The following is a 20,887-nucleotide window of genomic DNA, read 5'->3' as shown; positions in this document are numbered from 1 at the left end:
TAATGCCACCTGACACACCGCATTCGCGAGCAAGCCCGCTCCCACAGGGGGAATGCGTTTATTTTTGTTGTTCGGTCATGGCCACCTGCCCCACAAACGGTGCCTTCGCCCACACCACCTTGCCGCCCACCAGCGTCAGCAACACCTGATTGCGCCCCAACTCGTCCTCAGGCACCTGCATGAAGTTCTTGTCCAGGACGATCAGGTCGGCAAACTTGCCCACCTCGACCGAGCCCGTCACTTTTTCCAGCCTGAGTTGCTCGGCCGCATTCAGGGTGATGGTGCGCAGCACCTCGGCACGGGACAGCGACGGGTCATCGTTGAGCCTGCCCGCGTATTTCGGACCATAGCTGTGCGGATTCTGTGGATCGCCCGCGCGGGTGACACCGATCTTCAACGCGAGGAACTCGTCCAGCGGGTCCACCGGCCAGTCGCTGCCATACGCCACCCGGCCACCAGCGCGGGCGATGCTGCCCGAGGGTTCCATGCGGGAAAACCGCTCGGCGCCCAGATGCTCATTGGTCCCGTCCACCGTTGACGGTGCCTGCTGCGCCCACTGGAACGACATGTTGGCGGTCACGTCCAGCGCCTTGAAGCGCCCGTAATCGGCCGGGTCCACCGACTCGGCGTGGGTGATGGCCGGGCGGAACGGGTTGCCGGGCAATTGCTGGCGCACGTAGGCGATGCCGTTGAGCGAGTCGCGTACCGCGCGGTCGCCGGTGGCGTGCAGGTGCGGATCGAGACCGGCCTGAACGGCCTTGAGCAGCAGCGGATTGAGAACCTGGGGCGGGAAATACAGCTCGCCACGGTTCTTGCCCGGCGCCCATTTCGGTGCCTTTTCGGTGCCGGCGTTGTGCAGGTACGGCGTCAACATCGCCCCGGTGTCGGCCGGTGCGTTGATGATGCCGTCCATGAACAACTTGACGTGACGCATGCTCACGCCCGGCGCGACCTTGGTTTCCCCCTGGTCGTAGGTGCTGGCCAGGGCCTTGGCCTCGGCGATGGTTTTATCCGGGTCTGCAGTGGCGGCGGCCGGGTCCAGCTTGATCGCCAGCAAGGCCCGGGCGGTGAGTTCGCCGGACTGCGCGAGGGTGGTGAATGCCTTGGCGTTCTCCGGTCCCGACATGGCATCGAAGAAACTGGTTATGCCCTGCTGGCGCATGGCGTCGAGCGCGGCGCGGCTTTGCATCAGCTTCTCGGCGTCGGTGGCCGGCGGAACCACGGCGGCCATGGCATCCGCCGCGCCGTCCTCGCAGATACCGGTCGGATTGCCGGCACTGTCGCGCACGTACTTGCCATCGCCGGGGTTGGCCGTGCGCTTGTCGATGCCCGCCACCGCGAGGCCGCGGGAGTTGACCAGCACGGTATGGAACTCGGTGGAGCGCACCTGGATCGGGCGCCGGGTCTTGAGCGCATCGAGGGTCGATTTGTCGGCATCGCCGTCGAGGCCGGTCATGCCCATGCGATCCCAACTGCCGACTTCGAGCCAGACGTCGTCGCCCTTGTCCTTGTCCGCATCCAGACAAGCCTGGATGGTTTCCTGGAACACCTTGCGGGTCATCGTCTGGTACTTCAGATCGCACAAGGTCATGGCGCGACCGCCGTCCCCCGGATGCATGTGCGCATCGATGAAACCCGGCATCAGCATGCGCCCGGCCAGATCGATCACTTGCGTCTGGGTGCCGATGTAAGAAGCAGCGCCCTCATCGCTGCCGACATACAGGATCTTCCCGTCCTTGACGGCAACCGCCTGCTGCACCGAATCCTTGCCGTCGACGGTGTACACGTAACCGTTGCGCATGACCATGTCGGCACTGGTCGAACCCTGGGTCTGGCACCCCACGAGCGCCACGCAGGACACGACCGTCGCACCGGCAACGGCGATAAATAGCCCGGAGAATTTCAATGGCCTCACCTCTGTTTTTATAGTTTTTGAAGGGCCCTGCCAGACTGCCGCGCAAGCCCTTGATATGCAGGGCATACCCTATCGAGCACGGCGGTCGGATGGACCTCTGCAAATGAGGAGGGGTAAGGCAAAAAAACCGGCGTTGCGGTTAAACCCGGGGTGTGCGCAATACCGAGCCCAATTCGACCTTGCTCTTCACGCCCAACTGCAAGTAGCAATTGCGCAGGTAAGTCCGCACTGTCGCCGGGCTGAGGGAGAGGATTTTGGCGATCTCCTTGTAGGAATGACCCGCCGCGAACAACATCGCCACCGTCCGCTCCCGAGGTGCAAGTACCGCACCGCGTGGCTGGGTTTCCAGCGACAGAATGACGTGCTCGGCGTTCGGGCTGAGGGTCAGTGCCGAGCGGCCCAGGCGCATGACGCAGGGCGCTTTCGGCAGGTGGGCGATGACCTCGGCGGGCAGCGTCGAGCCGCTCCACCCCGGCAACTCGCGTTGAATGACCGCGCACAAACCGGCGCCGATGTAGAGCAGGCCACCGTCGCGCCGCGCGACCCCGAAATCGCTGGCGCCATTGCCGGTGTCGACGCGGATCATGTCCTGCACCTGGAATCGCCACAGCTGCAACAGGTGGTCGCAGAACGCGGAAAACAGATCGGCCTCGCTGTCGCTGAAGGCCATTGCATCGGCGCCACGGTAGAGGCAGACGAAAAACATCAAGCCGCTTTCCGGCAGCTCGAAGGTGATGCACATCAGGTGATAGAGATCATGGCGCCGGGCGAATGCATCCACTTCGGCGTTGGGGTCGTTGAAGCCGCTGTCGCGGATGACCTCGCCGGGACGGCTCAAGGTGTCATGGGAGAATCTGTCGCTGCCGGCGTTCTGTTGCCATTCGCCGGCAAACGAGTCAGGCAGGTCGATGCGCCCGTGCATCCAGCTTTGCGGCGGTGCGCTGGCGACCGAGGTGGACATCTCGCCCCACCAAGCCGAAGCGAATGGAACCAGTTGACGGAACGCCTGCAAGCCGTCGGCGATGAATTCGGCAGCGCCACGCTCGCGTGCCAGACGCCCCAGGTGCAACACGCAACGGTTGAACGCCTGCAGGGTGTTGCCACCCTGATTACCCTGCTCCATCGTGCCGATCCTGTTCGCTGCATGGTTTGTCGCCGGGACCATGCCACAGGCGCCACGATGGCGTCCACCGGGCGATTCATTGCACCACGCTGCTCAAACCATACAACGACGGCCGCCGGTCCCGGTGCAGGTCGTTGCCCTCGCTGATGCGCTTGTTGCGCGCCTCGGCCAGGTTCAGGGTGGCCAGCAGAATCTGTTCGCCGCCCTGCTCCGCCGGCCCGGCCAACGGATAACCGTCGGCGTCGACGATCACCGAACCCTGCACCCAACTCACCCCGCGCTCAAAGCCATGGCGGTCACAGGCGGCAATGAACATGCGGTTGACCGAGGCATTGGCCTGCACGCGCAAGACCTCTGCCGCGCGCTCGGTCTGCGGTCGTGGGCCGTCAGGCCAGTTGACCGGCGCGCACAGCAGGTCGGCACCGGCCAGCGCCGGCAGGCGCACCCATTCGGGGAACTCCAGGTCATAGCAGATCAGCATGCCGATACGCCCGTGGACCGTTTCGATTACCGGCGGCGCGGCATCGCCAGCACTGAAGATGGCCTTTTCCGCATCCCACAGGTGCACCTTGCGATACACCGCGCGCACGCCCTGGGCATCGATCAGTGCCGCACTGTTGGCCAGTTCATCGCCGGCCAGGCGCTCACAGAATCCGCCGACGATGACGATGTTCAATTCACGGGCGATGGCCTGCCACAGGCGCAAGGTCGGACCTTCGGCGGTTTCCGCCAGGGCCAGGGCTTCTGTGCGGTCGGCAAACAGGTAGCCGCTCTGCACCAGCTCCGGCAACACCACGACCTGGGCACCCTGCAGGGCCGCCGAGCGGATGGCGCGCTCGGTGAGCGTGCGGTTGTAGGCAAGGTCACCGATCCTGGGTGCCAATTGGCAGCAGGCGACCAGGGTATTTCGTGCAGTGTTCAACGCACCGACTCCGCAGATGAATGGGCCATGGCGATAATGTCGTTTTCGCTGATCGCGTCGATGACGCGGCGCTCGGCGGCCAGATCCAGCGAGCGGCTGAGCAGGTAATACGTCAGGCCCGACACCAGTAGGCCCACCAGCCAGGCAATGTCGACGCCTTCGAGCATGCGCGCCAGCGGACCGACGAACACTTCCTTGCCGGCCGCCGCATCGAAGATGTAGAAGAACGGCACCATGGCGGCAAAGCCGATCAGGTACGCAACGATGCCGCGAAATTGCCAGGCGCCGTAGATGCCCTTCGGCGTGAAAAAATGCGGGATTGCGTAGCGGCCTTTGCGCACGAAGAAATAGTCCACCAGGTTGACGGCGGTCCAGGGCACGAGGAAATACAACAGCAACACGAGGAAGGTGTTGAGCAGCGCGATACCGTCACCTTTGATCGACAGCACGCAGGTCAACAGGATGATGCTGATGGCGCTGATCGACAGCACCCGGGCGCGCGGGGTCGGGGTGATTTTCCTGATCGAATCGACACCGGTCAGCAGCGTCAGCATGGCGCTGTAGGTGTTCAGCGCAATGATCGGCAGGAAGCCCGCCACCGACACCACCACCAACAGATTGCCCAGCCCGGGAATCATCGAAGAGCCCACCTGGTTCAACGCCACCAGGGCGTCCACCGCTTTCAGTTCCTGGGCGAGCCAGGCGCCGAGGCCGATCATCCAGCTGCCCGACAGCGACGCGCCGATGAACACCGCCGCGATCAGTTTCGGCCGGCTGGTGTTTTTCGGCAGGTAGCGGGAATAGTCGGACACGTAGGGCGCGTAGGAAATGTTGTAGCTGGCGCCAATGGCAAACAGGGTGGCGAAGGCGATCCAGCTGAAACCCAGGTCGGTGGCCGGGGTGACACCTTCGGAACCGGCGCCGAACATCAGGGCGATGGTCACCAGGGCATACAACGGCAGGGTCGCCAGCAGCGCCCACTTGAAGGCCTTGTGCATCAGGTCGTGGCCGTAGATCGACAGCAGCGCACCGATCAGCACCACGGCCACGGCGACGATGGTCGGGTCAATGCCGAACACGTGCTGCAGCCCGTTCATGATCAGCGAGACGTTGACCACATTGAAGCCGACGAACACGAACATTGTCGCCAGCAACGCCAGGATCACCCCGCGATAGCCGAACTGGGCGCGGGACTGGATCATCTGCGGCAGGCCCATTTCCGGTCCTTGCGAGCCGTGGAAGGCCATGAAGATGGTGCCGAACATGATGCCCAGCGCGCCGGCGAGCATGGTCCATAGCGCCGACAAACCCAGGCTGGGGCCGACAAAACCGATGGAGATGGTGAAAAAATGGAAGTTGCCGAGGAACCAGAAAGGCCCCTGGCTGCTGAGCTTGGCATGGCGCTCGTTTTCCGGGATGTAATCGATCGAGTGGCCTTCGATGGCCAACCCGCCATTCGCCTCGGCGGCGTGCGCGGAAACTGGGGACCCTGACATACGATGATTCCTATGCAGTTGATTGTTTTTGTTTTGAGCGCAGCGGTCGATTCGACGTCCGGAACAGGTGAAACTCCAGAAAAAGCTGACGATGGCCCTGGTTTCCCTGCAATGTATGGCGTTGGCCGCAGCCATAAAATATCCAAGGCGCACTGTTCACATAGATCGGCGTCAATGTAATCGAGTCTCGGGAGCCCCCATGCTGGGAACTGTAACGGAGCTGGATCTGCGCCTGATCCGGGTATTTCTCACGGTGGTCGAGGCCGGCGGGATTTCGGCGGCGCAAACCGCCCTCAACACCACCCAACCGACCATCAGCGCGCAGTTGGCGACGCTGGAGGCACGGGTGGGTTTTCGCCTGTGCGAACGCGGTCGCGGCGGATTTTCCGTAACGCCCAAGGGCGCTCAGTTCGTCGAGGCGGCGCGACGGTTACTGGCCGCCGCCGAGGGCTTTCGGGTCGAGGTCCAGCACATCAACCGCAAGATCTCGGGCAACATCAACGTCGGCCTGCTGGGGCAGATCGACCCGGTGGCGAACACCAAAATCGGTTTGGCCATTGCGCGGCTAAGGGCGCGGCACGAGGGTTTGTATTTTCACTTCACCGAGCTGTCGTCGTCGCTGCTGGAAGAAAAAATCATCAACGGCCATATCGACCTGGCGATCGGTTACTTTTGGCATCGCTTGCCCAATATCGACTACTTCCCGTTGTTCCAGGAAACCCAGATCGCCTACTGCGCGCCGTCGCACCCGCTGTTCGGGCAGGTGGGTGCGCTGACCCGCGAGGATGTCAGCCAGCATGACTGGGTCTGGCCGAGCCACCCCTTGCCGGAAATGCCGGCGCCCACCTCGATCGAACGCTTGACCGTGCTCACCGACAGCATGGACGGGGCCGCCCTGCTGATCCTGTCCGGCCAGCACCTGGGTTTCCTGCCCCAGCATTATGCGGCCCGGCACGAACAGCTGGGGCAGTTGCATCCACTCAATCCGCAGTTGCTGCGCTATGAAGTCGGATTCCACGCGGCTGTGCGGCATTCGGCGCGGCAGCGGGATCTGGTCAGTGCGTTCCTGAACGAGTTGATCGATATCTTCGGCGCGGCCTGAGAACGGCGCAACCTGCAGTCCCTTGCAGGAGCGAGCTTGCTCGCGAAAACAATCGGAACGCCGCGGGGTGCCAGGCACCCCGTGTTTTCGTTGACGACCATCGCGAGCAAGCTCGCTCCTACAGGGGGGATGCGCTGGTTTAGAAATGGATGTCCTTGGCCGGAACCACGTCGATCCGTGCCACCGAACCGGTCAGGTGCGCCAGGTCCTTGTTGTGCTCGGCAATGATGTCTTCGGCGCTGAGGTTGCCGTTGTCGACCGTGGAGTGCGCGTCCGCCGCCAGCACCACGTCGTAGCCCAGTTTCAACGCCTGGCGCACCGTGGCATTGACGCAATAATCGGTTTGCAAACCGCAGATGACCAGGCGTTCGAAGTCATCGATCGGCAACAGCTTCTGCAGGTTGGTCTGGTAGAACGAATCCGGGGTGGTCTTGCGTACGCGCGCATCCTTCGCTGAAGTTTCCAGCCCTTCGGCCAGTTGCCAGCCCGCCGCCTCATGGGCAAAGGGACTGCCCTTTTCCTCGTGCTGGATGAACACCACCGGCACGCCGGCCTTTCGCGCCCGGGCAGAGAGTTCGTTGATGGTGGTGATGACACGCGAGATCTGAAAACACTCGTACTCGCCTGCGCACAAGGCTTGCTGTACATCGATGATCAGCAGTGCAGTGGTCATGGTTCCTTCCTTGAAGAAGTCAGTGGATCAGGGACGAACATAAGTCCGTCCCCCTCCAAACACAAGCCTCAGTAGCCGAGCGACAACCCGGTATTACGCCGTGGATCGTTGGCCCCGTAGAAACGGTTCTTGCCCACCGGCTTGCCCTCCAGCGACGGCGCGCCCACCAGGATCGCCGCCAGGTGGTTGGCATCCTGGGGACCGGCAAACTTGTGGCCCCAGCTTTCGAGGATCTTCACCGTGTCCGGGCTGGTGGTGAAGGTCTCCAGGTTGGTTTCCTCCGGCAGCCATTGCTGGTGGAAACGCGGTGCATCGACCGCTTCCTGGATGTTCATGCCGTAGTCGATGACGTTGAGCATGGTCAGCAAGGTCGCGGTGATGATACGGCTGCCACCGGGGGTGCCGACCACCATTACCACTTTGCCGTCCTTGGTGACGATGGTCGGGCTCATGGACGACAGCGGCGCCTTGCCGGGTGCGATGGCGTTGGCCTCGCCCTGCACCAGGCCGTACATGTTGGGTACGCCGATCTTCGAGGTGAAGTCGTCCATTTCATCGTTGAGGATGACCCCGGTCTTGCTCGCCATGACCCCGGCACCGAACCAGTCGTTGAGGGTGTAGGTCACCGACACCGCGTTGCCCCATTTGTCGACGATGGAGTAATGGGTGGTGTTGCTGCCTTCATGGGGGGCTACGCCAGGCTTGAGGTCCTTGGACACCCCGGCCTTCTGCGGACTGATCGCTTCACGCAGCTTGGTCGCGTAGTTTTTGTCGAGCAGATGCGCGATCGGGTTTTTCACGAAGTCCGGGTCGCCCAGGTAGCTGTTGCGGTCCACATAGGCGTGGCGCATCGCTTCGATCTGGTAATGCATGCCCTGGGCCGAGTGGTAGCCCAGGTCCTTCATCGGATAGCCTTCGAGGATGTTCATGATCTGGCAGATCACCACTCCGCCGGAGCTCGGTGGCGGTGCCGAGACCACATGGTAGCCGCGGTAGTCGCACTCGATGGGCGCCAGTTCGCGGGTCTTGTACTTGTCGAGGTCGGCCTGGGTGATGATGCCCTTGTTGGCCTGGCTGGAGGTGACGATGGCGTCGGCCACCCAGCCCTTGTAGAAGCCATCGGCGCCTTTCTCGGAGATCTCCCGCAGGGTCTTGCCGAGGTCTTTCTGCACCAGTTTTTCTGCCCGACCTGCATCGGCTCGCCATTGCTCAGGAAGATCGCGCCGGAATCCTTGATGTCCTTCTTGAACACGTCGGTGGCGTACTCCAGCAACTCGACGTCACCCTGCTCCAACTCGAAACCGTCTTCGGCGAGCTTGATGGCCGGGGCGATCACTTCCTTGCGCGGTTTGGTGCCGTATTTGGAGAGCGCCAGTTCCATGCCGGACACGGTGCCCGGCACGCCGACGGCCAGGTGACCGCGGGTGCTCAGGTCGGGGATGACGTTGCCCTCTTTGTCCAGGTACATGTCGGCGGTGGCGGCCAGCGGGGCTTTTTCACGGAAGTCGAGGAACGTCTTGCGCCCGTCCGCCAGCTGGATGGTCATGAAACCACCACCCCCCAGGTTACCCGCCGCGGGATAGACCACCGCCAACGCGTAACCCACCGCAACGGCGGCGTCGACCGCGTTGCCACCGTTCTTCAGCACATCCACGCCCACATGGCTGGCCAGGTGCTGGGCGGTGACCACCATGCCGTTTTCGGCGGCGACCGGGGCCACGGAGGCCGCATGGGCCATCAGGCAGCTGAGCGCCAATGAGGTCGCAATCAGCGATTTGGCAAAAGGTTCGTACTTCATGAGTCGGTCTCTTCTTCTTATTTAAGTAGGAAAACGCATCAAAAGCCGTAGGCAAGTATGGTCGCGATTGCGTATTGCGCCTCCTCGGTGAAGCAGTATCCTTAACGCCTGTTCAACAATTCGGCGATGCTTGCGACATGACCTACACCTGCATCACCCTGGCGTCACCGGTCGGCGAGTTGAAGCTGGTGGCGAACGGTTCACGTCTGGCGGCCATCCTCTGGGAAAACGACAAACCGGGCCGGGTGCGCCTGGGGCCGATGAGTGAAGCGCCGGACAACCCGCTCCTGCAACGCACCGCGCAACAACTGCGCGAATACTTCGCGGGCACGCGCCAGTCTTTCGAGCTGGAGCTTGATTTCGTCGGGACGGACTTTCAGAAGAAGGTCTGGATGGCCTTGTTGACCATCCCCTTTGGCGAGACCCGCAGCTACAGCCAGATCGCCACGCAGATAGGCAACCCGAGCGCGGTGCGGGCAGTGGGCGCGGCGAATGGGAGGAATCCGATTTCGATCATCGCGCCCTGTCACCGGGTGATTGGCGCGTCGGGGAAACTGACCGGGTTCGCCGGGGGGCTGGAGGCGAAGCAGACGTTGCTCAGCCTGGAAAGCCGAACACCTCGCCTGCCCGGGTTTTGATTTGTCGGGTTTACCTCACGCAAGCTGCGCCTGGTATTCCTTCTCGTATTGGCCCGCCAGCGACTCTTTCTGCTTGTCGTCAAGCAACTTGCCGGCCATCTGGAAGAACTTCTGCTCCTCTTCCTCGAGATGGTGATGAACCTTTTCCGACAGCTTCTTCGCGGTCGCGAGCCAGGACGGGCTGGACATCTCTGTACTGTCCAGTTCTTCCATCATTTCATCCATCTCGTGGTGCTCGGCGATCGCGTGGCGGCTCAAGTCGACGCCGTTGTCGAACTCCATCAACGGGATGTAGAAATGCCGCTCTTCGGCGGTTTCGTGAGCCTGCAGTTCTGACTTGAGCTGCTTGTACGCCTCGACGCGTTCAGGGGTATCGCCGCTGGTGCGGATCAAGGCTTTGGCGTAGGTACGCTGGCGCTCGTGGCTTTCGCGCAAGGCTTCGAAAATATTCACGGAATGTCCTCATCGGTCGCACTCTGGAATGGCGCGTCACAGTAAATGACATCTGCGTATTGGCGAGGGTTCCACTGGCTGAGGGTGCTGGAACAATGACAGGGACCACGATAGGCTGCCGGTTCACTGCCATAAGGATATAGCCATGAACCTGCGAATAGAGTTTTCGCCCACCCCCACGGAAGAAGAGCGCCAGGCCATCCTGCTGCCGCTGCGCGCCTACAACGCCTCGAAGGCCGACGGCGCGGTACCCGAGCACATCGCCCTGCTGGTGCGCGACGATAACGATGCGATCCTCGGCGGCCTCTATGCCCGGTTGTTTTACCAGTGGATGTTCATCGACCTGCTGTCGGTACCGGAACAGGCCCGGGGACAGGGCATGGGCACCCGGCTGATGCAGATGGCCGAAGAACTGGCGCGGGAGAGGAAGTGCGTAGGACTGTGGCTCGACACCTTTGAATTCCAGGCGCCGGAGTTCTACAAAAAATGCGGCTATAGCGAGATCGGGCACATCGCCGACTACCCGCCGGGGTACAAGCACTTCTTCTTCCAGAAGCGCCTGAGCTACTGACCACAACACAAAAACCCTGTGGGAGCGGGCTTGCTCGCGAAAGCGGTTTTTCATTCAACATCGATGCTGACTGACCCACCGGCTTCGCGAGCAAGCCCGCTCCCACATGGGGAATTGCATTGACCTTAAAGGCAGGTGGCCAACGCCGCCAACCGCCGCTTGGCGACAAAATCATCCTGCTGCGCGTAATAACTCAACACCGTGCCCGAGGCATCGGTGGTCACGTCGACAAAAGACTCCGCCGAGCGGGTGTACACGGTGGTGCTGCCCTTCTCTCCCGGTTCCAGGTACGCGGCAGCATCGACACCGAACACCGCTTCGTCCTGCCAGGAAAACTGCACGCACTGGGCGACGTCCTTGGCCGGCTTGTCCGAGTTGAGGGTCTTGTACGGGGCCTTGGTACGAGCGTCGTTCATCGCCGAGCTCGCGCATCCCGCCAGCAAGGTAACGGCCAGCGCCACCATCAGAATTCGCATTGCATTCACTCATCAGGAAAAAGCGGACTGTATCACCGTGGCACTGCGTATCGTTCTGCTTTACTTCATTTATACCGCGACAGCGCCTGACGATTCGCGCACCCTGTCGCGCCAATAGCGCTGTATTGCACTTTTCACTGGAAGCCCCATGACACCCAATGCCGAATTCTACAAACCGACCACTGAATACGCCGACAAATTGATCAGCCAGATCGGTCAGACACCTTCCTGGATCGCCAAGCGAATCGGCGTCACCGACAAGCGCATTCGGTACATCCTCGACGGCGAAAGAACCGTCAAGGGCGAAACCACGCCGATCCAGATGACCTATACCGAGCAGTTCGCCCTCGAGTGCCTGGCGGCAGCGGCCAAGGCCAGCAAGAAACAGTCTTCATAATCCGTTCCCAAGGAGTGACCATGGCGGCATCCGAGCAGCAACACGAACAGGCCCTGAACAGGTTTCTCGACGAGCATCCCGACCTGCGCGTCGAGCTCGACAACCTCAACCCGCTGCTGGCCCAGGCCAAGGGCGAAACCCTCGCGCAGTTTCGCGATGAACGCCTGCATGAGGCCTTTGAGGCCGAAGCCGAACAACAGGGTTTGTTTGCCTGGGAGCTGACGCTGCTTTTGACCGCCGCCACACCAGAGGAATACCAGGCCCAACGCCTGGAAGTGCACAAGGAAGTCGCGGAAATGGCCGGCATGGACTGGCTGGAGTATTGCGACCTGTACGGGATAACCCCCTGACCACCGCTCGAGGACGTCACCGCCAATGCTGCCTTCCGCCTCCAGGACCCACGCCAGCCCCGGACACCTGCACACGCAGAAATGGCGCGGACGAATCGGCATGAGCCTGGTGGCCATGCTCTCGGTGCTGGCCGGCATGACCGACGCGATCGGTTTCATGGCCAGCGGCGACTTCGTCTCGTTCATGAGCGGCAACACCACGCGAATGGCGGTGGCCATCAGTGCCGGCGACCTGGGGTTGACCCTGCGCCTGGTGATCCTCATCGCCACCTTCATTGTCGGCAATGCGCTGGGCATTATCGTCAGCCGCCTGGGCCGGCGCCGGTCACTGCCCTTGCTGTTGTGCATTGCCGCCCTGCTGTGCGCCGCGGCGGCCTGGCCCTACGACAATCAACTGCCCGCCCTGCTGGCGGCGATCATCGCCATGGGCATGCTCAATGCTGCCGTGGAGGAGGTCAACGGCCTGCCGGTCGGCCTGACCTATGTCACCGGCGCCCTGTCGCGCTTCGGCCGTGGGCTGGGGCGCTGGATGCTCGGCGAGCGCCGCAATGGATGGAGGGTGCAATTGATCCCCTGGACCGGCATGTTTGCCGGTGCGGTGCTCGGTGCGGTGCTGGAACATCATTTCGGGCTCAAGGCGTTGTTTGCCAGCGGCTTGCTGGCGGCGGCGCTGGGGCTGTTGTCGTTGAAGATTCCGCGGCGTTGGCAGTTGGGGTATATGCCCCGTTGATTGTTGTTGCCTGTGCGGGCCCCTTCGCTGGCAAGCCAGCTCCTACAGTTGATCTGTGGCGATCTGCAATTTTGTGACCGACGCATTTCCTGTAGGAGCTGGCTTGCCAGCGATGAGGCCCGCACAGGCGACATCGATTTAGCCCCTGCGCCGATAAAGCTTTATCATGGCCGCAGTTTCGCTGATCGAGTCCGCCATGAAGTTCGCCATCGCCGTATTTTCCGCCGCCCATGCGCCCTCCTCGCGGCGCGCCTTGCTGTTCGCCCAGGCTGTGCTGGCCGGTGGGCATGAGATTGTCCGGCTGTTTTTCTACCAGGATGGCGTCTACAACGCGTCCGCCAGCGTGGTCACGCCCCAGGACGAGCTGGACTTGCCCAAGCAATGGCGCGCCTTCGTCAGCGAACACCAATTGGATGGCGTGGTGTGCATCGCCGCCGCCCTGCGCCGTGGGGTGTTGAACGAAGAAGAAGCCAAACGCTATCAGCGCGAAGCTGTCGCCGTCGGCGCGCCGTGGGAATTGTCCGGGCTCGGCCAGTTGCACGATGCGGTGCAGGACGCCGACCGCCTGATCTGCTTCGGAGGTGCGTGAGATGGCCAAATCCTTGCTGATCATCAGCCGCCAATCGCCCTGGTCCGGTCCGGGCGCGCGGGAAGCGCTGGACATCGTGCTGGCGGGCGGTGCCTTCGATTTGCCGATCGGCCTGCTGTTTCTCGACGACGGCGTGTTCCAGCTCGCCGCGAAACAGGACGCCAGGGCCCTGCAACAGAAAGACTTGAGCGCCAACCTGCAGGCCTTGCCGATGTTCGGCGTCGAAGAACTGTTTGTCTGTGCCGACAGCGTTGCCGAACGCGGCCTGGACCCTGGCGCCTTGTCGCTTGCGGAAGCCCGCGTGTTGGCCGCCGACGAAATCACTGCGCTCATTGACCGTTACGACCAGGTGATCACCCTCTGATGTCGACTTTGCATGTGTTGTCTCATTCCCCGTTCGGCGACGACCGCCTGAACAGTTGCCTGCGCCTGATCGGTAGCAACGACTCGCTGCTGCTGTGCGGCGACGCGGCCTATGCCCTGCAGCCCGGCACCGCACCTTTTACGGCGCTGAATGCCCGCGGCCTGACACTCTACGTGTTGACCGAAGATGCCCAAACCCGGGCTATCGATGTGCCAGATTGGGCAACGGCTGTGGATTACCCGGCCTTCGTCGAACTGTCGATCCACCATGACAAGGTCAACAGCTGGTTATGAATGTATTGACGGTCGGCGCGCGCGCCATCGAGCTGGACAAGGACGGTTTTCTTGTGGATCTCAGCGACTGGTCGGCGGATGTCGCCAGTGCCCTGGCCGCCGCCGAAGACATCGAGTTGAGCCCCGAGCACTGGGAGATCCTCGACCTGCTGCGCAGCTTCTACGCCGAATTCCAGCTGTCGCCAGCCACCCGGCCGCTGATCAAGTACACCGCATTGAAACTCGGCCCGGACAAAGGCAACAGCCTGCACCTGAACCGACTGTTCAAAGGCACCCCTGCCAAACTCGCCGCAAAACTGGCGGGCCTGCCCAAACCGACGAATTGCCTATGACCGACTACCCAGCGCTGACCCTCGAAACGCCCGCCGAGCACCCGTTCGCCCAATTCGTGCGGATCCTCGGCAAAGGCAAGCGTGGCGCCCGCGACCTGACGCGTGAAGAAGCCCGCGCCGCCATGGGCATGGTGCTTGACGACAAGGTCGAGGACACCCAGCTCGGCGCGTTCCTGATGCTGTTGCGCCACAAGGAAGAAAGCGCGCAGGAAATGGCCGGCTTCACCGAAGCCCTGCGTGAACGCTTGCAGGCGCCGGCCCTGGCGGTGGATCTGGATTGGCCGACCTATGCCGGCAAGAAACGTCATCTGCCGTGGTATCTGCTGACGGCCAAGTGCCTGGCACAGAACGGTGTGCGCATCTTCATGCATGGCGGCGGCGCGCACACTGCGGGTCGGCTCTACAGCGAACAATTGCTGGATGAGCTGAACATCCCGTTGTGCCGCGACTGGCAGCAGGTCGGCACGGCGCTGGACAACGGCGGCCTGGCCTTCATGCCGTTGGTGGACTGGGCACCGCAGCTGCAACGCATGATCGACCTGCGCAACACCCTCGGCCTGCGCTCGCCAATCCACTCGCTGGCGCGAATCCTCAACCCGCTAGGCGCCCGTTGCGGCCTGCAAAGCATCTTCCACCCCGGCTACCAGGCGGTGCACCGCGATGCCAGCGGCCTGCTCGGCGACACGGCGATCGTGGTCAAGGGCGATGGCGGCGAGATCGAGATCAACCCCGACGCTGACAGCCACCTGTACGGCACCCGCGGTGGCGAGAGCTGGGATGAGGAATGGCCGCAACTGTCGAGTCAGCGCCACGTCAAACCCGCCAGCCTGGAACCTGCGCATTTGAAGGCGGTATGGCGCGGCGATGTCGTCGACAGTTACCCGCAAATGGCCCTGATCTCGACCATGGCCCTGGCGTTGCGCGGCCTGGGCCAGAGCCGCGAGCAAGCGTTCGAGACCGCACAGCAATACTGGGATGCGCGGGACAAATCGATTTAATCGATCATAACCCTTCAAGCTTTGCGCTTTTTTATCGAACCTAACAGCCTAGACTCTTCTCCAACGCTTATCGGTTGAGGAGTCTCGGACATGGGTTTGTTAGTTGAAGGTCGCTGGCAGGACAAATGGTACGAAAGCAGCAAGGACGGCGCGTTCCAGCGTGAACAGGCGCAGCGTCGCAACTGGGTCACGGCTGACGGCCAACCCGGCCCAAGTGGTGTCGGTGGCTTTGCTGCCGAGGCTGGCCGCTATCACCTCTACGTATCCCTCGCTTGTCCGTGGGCGCATCGCACGCTGATCCTGCGCAAACTCAAGGGCCTCGAAAGCCTGATCGATGTATCAGTGGTCAGCTTCTTGATGCTGGAAAACGGCTGGACCTTCGACAAGTCCCACGGCTCCACCGGCGACAAGCTCGATCACTTCGACTTCATGCACCAGCGCTACACCGCCGACACCGCCGACTACACCGGCCGCGTCACCGTGCCTGTGCTGTGGGACAACCAGCAGAAGCGCATCGTCAACAATGAATCGGCGGAAATCATCCGCATGTTCAACGGCGCCTTCGATGAATTGACCGGCAATGACCTGGATTTCTATCCGGCTGCGCTGCGCGGTGAAATCGATGCGCTGAACGAGCGGATCTATTCGGCTGTGAACAACGGCGTGTACCGCGCCGGGTTTGCCACGTCGCAGAGCGCTTATGAAGAGGCCTTCGATGAATTGTTTGCCGAGCTGGATCGACTGGAGCAGTTGCTGGGCGCCAACCGTTACCTGGCCGGTGAGTACCTGACCGAAGCGGACATCCGTCTGTTCACCACGCTGATTCGTTTCGATGCGGTGTATTACGGGCACTTCAAGTGCAACCTGCGGCGGATCGCGGATTATCCGAACCTGTCGAACTGGCTAAGGGAGTTTTACCAGTGGCCGGGGATTGCCGAGACGGTGAGTTTTGAACACATCAAGAATCACTACTATGGCAGCCACAAGACCATCAATCCGACGGGGATCGTGCCGAAGGGGCCGCAGCAGGATTTCACCGCGGGACATGACCGGGAGCGGTTGAGCGGGAAAGGAGTTTGGCGCAAGGCCTGAGATTGATAAAGGTTTGAGGGCCTCTTCGCGAGCAAGCCCGCTCCCACATTTAACCGAGTTCTAACTGAAGAATGCGATTGAATGTGGGAGCGGGCTTGCTCGCGAATGGAGGCGACTCGGTGCTCAGACTTGTGACTGAGCCCCTTCAAACCAAGCCAGTTTCTCGCGCAGTTGCACCACTTCCCCCACGATCACCAATGTCGGCGCGTGCACTTCATGTTCCGCCACCAGCCGTGGCAGGTCCGCCAACGTGCCGGTAAACACCCGCTGATTGACCGTGGTGCCCTGCTGGATCAACGCCGCCGGGGTATCCGCCCCGCGACCATGCTTGATCAACTGCTCGCAGATGCTCGGCAAGCCCACCAACCCCATGTAGAACACCAGGGTTTGCGCCGGCGCGACCAGGTCGGCCCAAGGCAGATCGCTGGAACCGTCCTTCAGGTGACCAGTGATGAACCGCACCGACTGCGCGTAATCGCGATGGGTCAGCGGTATCCCGGCATAGGCCGCGCAACCGCTGGCCGCCGTGATGCCTGGTACCACCTGGAACGGGATGCCATGAGCCGCCAGTTCCTCGATCTCCTCGCCACCACGGCCGAAGATGAACGGATCGCCACCCTTCAACCGCACCACGCGCTTGCCCTGTTTCGCCAGGTCGACCAATTGCTGGTTGATCTGGTCCTGGGGCACGGCGTGATCGGCGCGGCGCTTGCCGACGTAGACGCGCTCGGCATCGCGACGGCACAGCTCGAGAATCGTCGGCGCCACCAGGCGGTCGTAGAGCACCACATCGGCTTGCTGCATCAGGCGCAAGGCCTTGAACGTCAGCAGGTCGGGATCACCTGGCCCTGCGCCCACCAGATAGACCTCACCGGTCGCCACTGGCGCTTCACCTTCGATTTTCGCCTGCAGCAAACGCTCGGCTTCACCGCCCTGCCCGGCCAGTTGCCGGTCGGCAATCGGGCCCTGGAAGACGTCTTCCCAGAACGCGCGACGCTGCTGCACATCCGGGAACAGCTTTTTCACCTGATGACGGAACCGCGCCGCCAGGCCAGCCAGCTGACCGTAGGTGGAAGGAATCCAGGTTTCGATCTTGGCGCGGATCAATCGCGCCAGTACCGGCGCATCGCCACCACTGGACACGGCAATGATCAACGGCGAACGGTCGACGATCGCCGGGAAGATCACGCTGCACAAGGCCGGCGCATCCACCACGTTGACCGGCACGCAACGCCGATGGGCATCCTTTGAGACTTGCGCGTTCAGCGCTTCGTCGTCGGTGGCGGCAATGATCAGCACGCAACCGTCCAGGTCCGCCTCGACGTAACCGCGCGTGAGGCACTCGCCACCGTGGGCGCTGACCAGCTCGCGCAGCTGCGTTTCGATCTCAGGTGCGACCACCCGCAGCAGCGCACCGGCATCGGCCAGCAGGCGGGATTTGCGCAAGGCAATTTCCCCCCCACCGACGACCAACACACGACTGCCGCGAAGGTTATGGAACAGCGGCAGATAGTTCATTTAGCCGATGACCTCGAGGCCACCCATGTACGGCTTGAGTACCTCAGGAATACGGATCGAACCGTCGGCCTGCTGGTAGTTCTCCAGCACCGCCACCAGGGTACGACCGACCGCCAGGCCGGAACCGTTCAGGGTGTGTACCAGTTCCGGCTTGCCGGTTTCCGGGTTGCGGAAACGCGCTTGCATACGACGGGCCTGGAAGTCGCCGCAGTTGGAGCACGACGAGATTTCGCGGTATTTGTCCTGGCTTGGAATCCACACTTCCAGGTCGTAGGTCTTGACCGCGCTGAAGCCCATGTCGCCAGTGCACAGGGCAATGGTGCGATAAGGCAATTCCAGCAGCTGCAGGACTTTCTCGGCGTTGGCGGTCAGGCCTTCCAGCGCTTCCATGGAGGTCGACGGCTCGACGATCTGTACCATCTCGACCTTGTCGAACTGATGCTGGCGGATCATGCCGCGGGTATCGCGACCCGATGCACCGGCTTCACTGCGGAAGCACGGCGTGTGCGCGACGAACTTGATCGGCAGCAGTTTCGAATCGACGATTTCGCCGGCGACGATGTTGGTCAGCGACACTTCGGCGGTCGGGATCAGGTACAGGTCGGCTTCGCCTTCGCGGGCGATCTTGAACAGGTCTTCTTCGAATTTCGGCAGTTGACCGGTACCTTGCAGTGCCGGAGCCTGGACCAGATAAGGCGTATAGGCCTCTTCGTAGCCGTGCTCGGTGACGTGCAGGTTGATCATGAACTGCGCCAGGGCGCGGTGCAGGCGGGCGATCGGGCCGCGCAGCAACGCAAAGCGCGCGCCGGACAGCTTGGCGGCGGTCTCGAAGTCCAGCCAGCCGAATTTTTCGCCCAGGGCGACGTGGTCCTGCACCGGGAAGTCGAACGCGGTCGGCGTGCCCCAGCGGCGGACTTCGACGTTGCCGTCTTCGTCTTCGCCGATCGGCACCGACTCATGCGGCAGGTTGGGAATGCCGAGCACGATGGCGTCCAGTTCGGTCTGGATCGCGTCCAGCTCGGTTTTACCGGCACTCAACTCGCCCGCCATGCGCTCGACGTCCGCCATCAACGGCGCGATGTCTTCGCCGCGTTGCTTGGCCTGACCGATGGATTTGGAGCGCGCGTTACGTTCAGCCTGCAGTGCTTCGGTGCGGGTCTGGACGGTCTTGCGCTGTTCTTCCAGCGCTTCGATGCGCGCGACATCCAGGGCAAAGCCACGGGATGCCAGGCGGTCCGCTACGTCCTGAAGGTTGCTACGTAACAGTTTGGAATCGAGCATGTCGGTCTCTCGTTATCAAAGTTTGGTCAAGGACAGGCCAGCCCAGGTGGCGAGCAGCCCGCCGAATACGCTGATGGCAGCATAGCCCAGGGCCAGAAGCACTTGCCCGCTTTCCAGCAGGCGCACCGTATCCAGTGAAAAGGATGAAAAAGTCGTCAGCCCTCCGAGGAAGCCGACGATCAACCCGGCGCGCACCTCGATCGGCACCTCCGGGCGTAGCAAAAACAGACCGTATAAAACGCCGATCAGCAAACAGCCGACGATATTAACGGCCAGCGTCGCGGTATAGAAGTGCCGCGGCCAATTAGCGTTGATCCAGTTACCCGTGGCAAAGCGTAGCAAGGTGCCGGCGGTTCCGCCGATGGACACTGCAATGATCAGGGGGAGCACTATTTTCTCCGCTGCCGGGGGCTCAGTCGATCGAGCTTGGCCAGGTGATTGAGCTTCTCGCCGATCTTCAATTCCAGGCCACGGGGCACCGGCTGATAGAACGGGATCGGCTCAAGTTCTTCCGGAAAGTAATCTTCCCCGGCGGCGTAGGCATCCGGTTCGTCGTGGGCATAACGGTATTCGTCGCCATAACCGAGCTGCTTCATCAGCTTGGTCGGTGCGTTGCGCAGGTGCAGCGGCACTTCCAGCGAACCGTGTTCGGCGGCGGCACGCAGTGCGGTCTTGAAACCCATGTACACCGCGTTGCTCTTCGGCGCGCAGGCCAGATAGGTGATGGCCTGGGCCACCGCCAATTCGCCCTCGGGGCTGCCGAGGCGCTCCTGCACTTCCCACGCCGCCAGGCACAGGCTCAGCGCACGCGGGTCGGCATTGCCGATGTCTTCGCTGGCCATGCGCACCACGCGCCGGGCCAGGTACAGCGGATCGCAGCCACCATCGATCATGCGCGCGAACCAGTACAACGCACCGTCGGGGTTGGAACCGCGCACGGATTTATGCAGCGCGGAGATCTGGTCGTAGAAGGCTTCGCCACCCTTGTCGAAGCGCCGACGGGTATCGCCGAGCAGGCTTTGCAGCAGGTCGGTGCCGATCTCGCTGTTGTCTTCGGCCAGGTCCGAGGCGTTTTCCAGCAGGTTGAGCAAGCGCCGGCCATCGCCATCAGCAGCCGACAGCAGCATCTGGAAGCCTTCATCGCTGAGGGTCAGGTTGCGCTTGCCCAGGCCGCGCTCTTCGGTCAACGCGCGGTGCACCAGTTTGCGCAGTGCGGCTTCGTCGAGGCTCTTGAGCACATAGACCCGCGCGCGCGACAGCAAGGCGTTGTTGAGTTCGAACGAGGGGTTTTCCGTGGTCGCGCCGATGAAGATCAGCGTGCCGTCTTCGACATAGGGCAGGAACGCATCCTGCTGGGACTTGTTGAAGCGGTGCACTTCGTCGACGAACAGGATCGTCCGCCGGCCGTACTGCGCGGCCTGCTGCTTGGCGATTTCCACCGCCTGGCGGATTTCCTTCACCCCGGCCAGCACCGCCGACACCGTTTCGAAATGCGCCTCGGAGACTTCCGCGAGCAACCGCGCCAGGGTGGTCTTGCCCACTCCCGGCGGTCCCCAGAAAATCATCGAATGCAGGGCACCCTGCTCCAGGGCTTCGCGCAAGGGCTTGCCGCGAGCGAGCACGTGTTCCTGACCGACGTACTCGTCCAGGTTGGTCGCGCGCAGGCGGGCGGCCAGGGGCTGGGCGATGGGGGCGCTGCGAAACAGGTCCATGGCGTACGTTTAAAACCTCTAGTTAATCCTGAGATCGATGATTAACCCCTGTGGGAGCGGGCTT

General features: G+C 62.3%; 23 protein-coding genes and 1 pseudogene. 12 read left to right on the top strand and 12 right to left on the bottom strand.

The features are described from left to right. Positions 1-58: 58 nt before the first annotated feature. The 4 genes from SOP85_RS20290 to SOP85_RS20275 form a co-directional block, all read right to left on the bottom strand. On the bottom strand, positions 59-1,906 hold the full coding sequence (locus tag SOP85_RS20290; protein ID WP_323628029.1) for an amidohydrolase: 1,848 nt from the start codon (positions 1,904-1,906) through the stop codon (positions 59-61). Positions 1,907-2,054: 148 nt separating this feature from the next. Then, complete coding sequence (locus SOP85_RS20285; RefSeq protein ID WP_323628028.1) at positions 2,055-3,038, bottom strand: helix-turn-helix transcriptional regulator; 984 nt, start codon at positions 3,036-3,038, stop codon at positions 2,055-2,057. Positions 3,039-3,114: 76 nt separating this feature from the next. Further along, positions 3,115-3,960: a nitrilase family protein gene (locus SOP85_RS20280; RefSeq protein ID WP_323628027.1), complete on the bottom strand. Its 846-nt coding sequence runs from the start codon at positions 3,958-3,960 to the stop codon at positions 3,115-3,117. After that, positions 3,957-5,456 carry a purine-cytosine permease family protein gene (locus SOP85_RS20275; RefSeq protein WP_274074786.1) on the bottom strand — a complete coding sequence of 500 codons (1,500 nt, stop codon included), beginning with the start codon at positions 5,454-5,456 and terminating at the stop codon, positions 3,957-3,959. The genes SOP85_RS20280 and SOP85_RS20275 overlap by 4 nt, the downstream gene beginning before the upstream one ends. A gap of 199 nt (positions 5,457-5,655) precedes the next feature. On the opposite strand from SOP85_RS20275, the gene SOP85_RS20270 reads away from it, so the two are divergent. Continuing rightward, positions 5,656-6,558 (top strand): LysR family transcriptional regulator, encoded by a 903-nt coding sequence (locus SOP85_RS20270; RefSeq protein WP_323628026.1) that lies wholly within the window; start codon positions 5,656-5,658, stop codon positions 6,556-6,558. Between the two features lie 139 nt (positions 6,559-6,697). On the opposite strand, the gene SOP85_RS20265 is transcribed toward SOP85_RS20270, so the two are convergent. Further along, the gene (locus SOP85_RS20265; protein WP_323628025.1) at positions 6,698-7,231 is read right to left on the bottom strand and encodes a cysteine hydrolase family protein; all 534 of its coding nucleotides are present in this window, start codon (positions 7,229-7,231) and stop codon (positions 6,698-6,700) included. 68 nt (positions 7,232-7,299) lie between these two features. After that, positions 7,300-9,029: pseudogene (ggt, locus tag SOP85_RS20260) on the bottom strand (gamma-glutamyltransferase). 137 nt (positions 9,030-9,166) lie between these two features. Here ggt and SOP85_RS20255 point away from each other — a divergent pair. Next, positions 9,167-9,667, top strand: coding sequence for a methylated-DNA--[protein]-cysteine S-methyltransferase (locus SOP85_RS20255; RefSeq protein ID WP_274074782.1), 501 nt, complete (start codon positions 9,167-9,169; stop codon positions 9,665-9,667). A 15-nt stretch (positions 9,668-9,682) separates the two neighbouring features. Here SOP85_RS20255 and SOP85_RS20250 read toward each other — a convergent pair whose 3' ends face one another. Beyond that, on the bottom strand, positions 9,683-10,120 hold the full coding sequence (locus SOP85_RS20250) for a hemerythrin domain-containing protein (protein ID WP_274074781.1): 438 nt from the start codon (positions 10,118-10,120) through the stop codon (positions 9,683-9,685). Positions 10,121-10,265: 145 nt separating this feature from the next. On the opposite strand from SOP85_RS20250, the gene SOP85_RS20245 reads away from it, so the two are divergent. Continuing rightward, positions 10,266-10,691 (top strand): GNAT family N-acetyltransferase, encoded by a 426-nt coding sequence (locus tag SOP85_RS20245; protein WP_274074780.1) that lies wholly within the window; start codon positions 10,266-10,268, stop codon positions 10,689-10,691. Between the two features lie 125 nt (positions 10,692-10,816). On the opposite strand, the gene SOP85_RS20240 is transcribed toward SOP85_RS20245, so the two are convergent. After that, positions 10,817-11,167 carry a hypothetical protein gene (locus SOP85_RS20240; RefSeq protein WP_046817189.1) on the bottom strand — a complete coding sequence of 117 codons (351 nt, stop codon included), beginning with the start codon at positions 11,165-11,167 and terminating at the stop codon, positions 10,817-10,819. 148 nt (positions 11,168-11,315) lie between these two features. Between SOP85_RS20240 and SOP85_RS20235 the strand changes: the two genes are divergently transcribed. From SOP85_RS20235 to SOP85_RS20195, 9 genes are all read left to right on the top strand, one after another. Further along, a complete protein-coding gene (locus SOP85_RS20235) occupies positions 11,316-11,564 on the top strand; it encodes a hypothetical protein (protein ID WP_034146936.1) in 249 nt (82 codons plus the stop codon). Between the two features lie 20 nt (positions 11,565-11,584). Continuing rightward, positions 11,585-11,914, top strand: coding sequence for a DUF6388 family protein (locus SOP85_RS20230; protein ID WP_323628024.1), 330 nt, complete (start codon positions 11,585-11,587; stop codon positions 11,912-11,914). 25 nt (positions 11,915-11,939) lie between these two features. After that, positions 11,940-12,644, top strand: a complete 705-nt coding sequence (locus SOP85_RS20225) for a YoaK family protein (protein WP_274074778.1) — start codon at positions 11,940-11,942, stop codon at positions 12,642-12,644. A 196-nt stretch (positions 12,645-12,840) separates the two neighbouring features. Continuing rightward, positions 12,841-13,233, top strand: coding sequence for a sulfurtransferase complex subunit TusD (gene tusD, locus SOP85_RS20220; RefSeq protein WP_274074802.1), 393 nt, complete (start codon positions 12,841-12,843; stop codon positions 13,231-13,233). Between the two features lies 1 nt (position 13,234). After that, positions 13,235-13,597 (top strand): sulfurtransferase complex subunit TusC, encoded by a 363-nt coding sequence (gene tusC / locus SOP85_RS20215; RefSeq protein ID WP_274074777.1) that lies wholly within the window; start codon positions 13,235-13,237, stop codon positions 13,595-13,597. Further along, positions 13,597-13,890, top strand: coding sequence for a sulfurtransferase complex subunit TusB (gene tusB, locus SOP85_RS20210; RefSeq protein WP_323628023.1), 294 nt, complete (start codon positions 13,597-13,599; stop codon positions 13,888-13,890). Before tusC ends, tusB begins: the two co-directional genes overlap by 1 nt. Beyond that, complete coding sequence (locus SOP85_RS20205) at positions 13,887-14,222, top strand: TusE/DsrC/DsvC family sulfur relay protein (protein ID WP_323628022.1); 336 nt, start codon at positions 13,887-13,889, stop codon at positions 14,220-14,222. The genes tusB and SOP85_RS20205 overlap by 4 nt, the downstream gene beginning before the upstream one ends. After that, positions 14,219-15,220, top strand: a complete 1,002-nt coding sequence (locus SOP85_RS20200) for a glycosyl transferase family protein (protein WP_323628020.1) — start codon at positions 14,219-14,221, stop codon at positions 15,218-15,220. Before SOP85_RS20205 ends, SOP85_RS20200 begins: the two co-directional genes overlap by 4 nt. Before the next feature lie 90 nt (positions 15,221-15,310). Next, on the top strand, positions 15,311-16,312 hold the full coding sequence (locus SOP85_RS20195) for a glutathione S-transferase family protein (protein ID WP_323628019.1): 1,002 nt from the start codon (positions 15,311-15,313) through the stop codon (positions 16,310-16,312). Positions 16,313-16,435: 123 nt separating this feature from the next. Here SOP85_RS20195 and cysG read toward each other — a convergent pair whose 3' ends face one another. From cysG to SOP85_RS20175, 4 genes are read right to left on the bottom strand one after another with little or no spacing between them, the layout of a single operon-like run. Further along, a complete protein-coding gene (gene cysG, locus SOP85_RS20190; RefSeq protein WP_323628018.1) occupies positions 16,436-17,830 on the bottom strand; it encodes a siroheme synthase CysG in 1,395 nt (464 codons plus the stop codon). Further along, positions 17,831-19,111, bottom strand: coding sequence for a serine--tRNA ligase (serS, locus tag SOP85_RS20185; RefSeq protein WP_274074771.1), 1,281 nt, complete (start codon positions 19,109-19,111; stop codon positions 17,831-17,833). Positions 19,112-19,126: 15 nt separating this feature from the next. Continuing rightward, positions 19,127-19,501: a fluoride efflux transporter CrcB gene (gene crcB / locus SOP85_RS20180; RefSeq protein ID WP_274074770.1), complete on the bottom strand. Its 375-nt coding sequence runs from the start codon at positions 19,499-19,501 to the stop codon at positions 19,127-19,129. Next, positions 19,501-20,823, bottom strand: coding sequence for a replication-associated recombination protein A (locus SOP85_RS20175; protein ID WP_323628017.1), 1,323 nt, complete (start codon positions 20,821-20,823; stop codon positions 19,501-19,503). The genes crcB and SOP85_RS20175 overlap by 1 nt, the downstream gene beginning before the upstream one ends. Positions 20,824-20,887: the final 64 nt, after the last annotated feature.

This window comes from Pseudomonas sp. YuFO20 (assembly GCF_035064975.1).
Classification (GTDB): Bacteria; Pseudomonadota; Gammaproteobacteria; order Pseudomonadales; family Pseudomonadaceae; genus Aquipseudomonas; species Aquipseudomonas putida_AE.
This window is presented reverse-complemented; position numbering and strand designations above follow the sequence as displayed.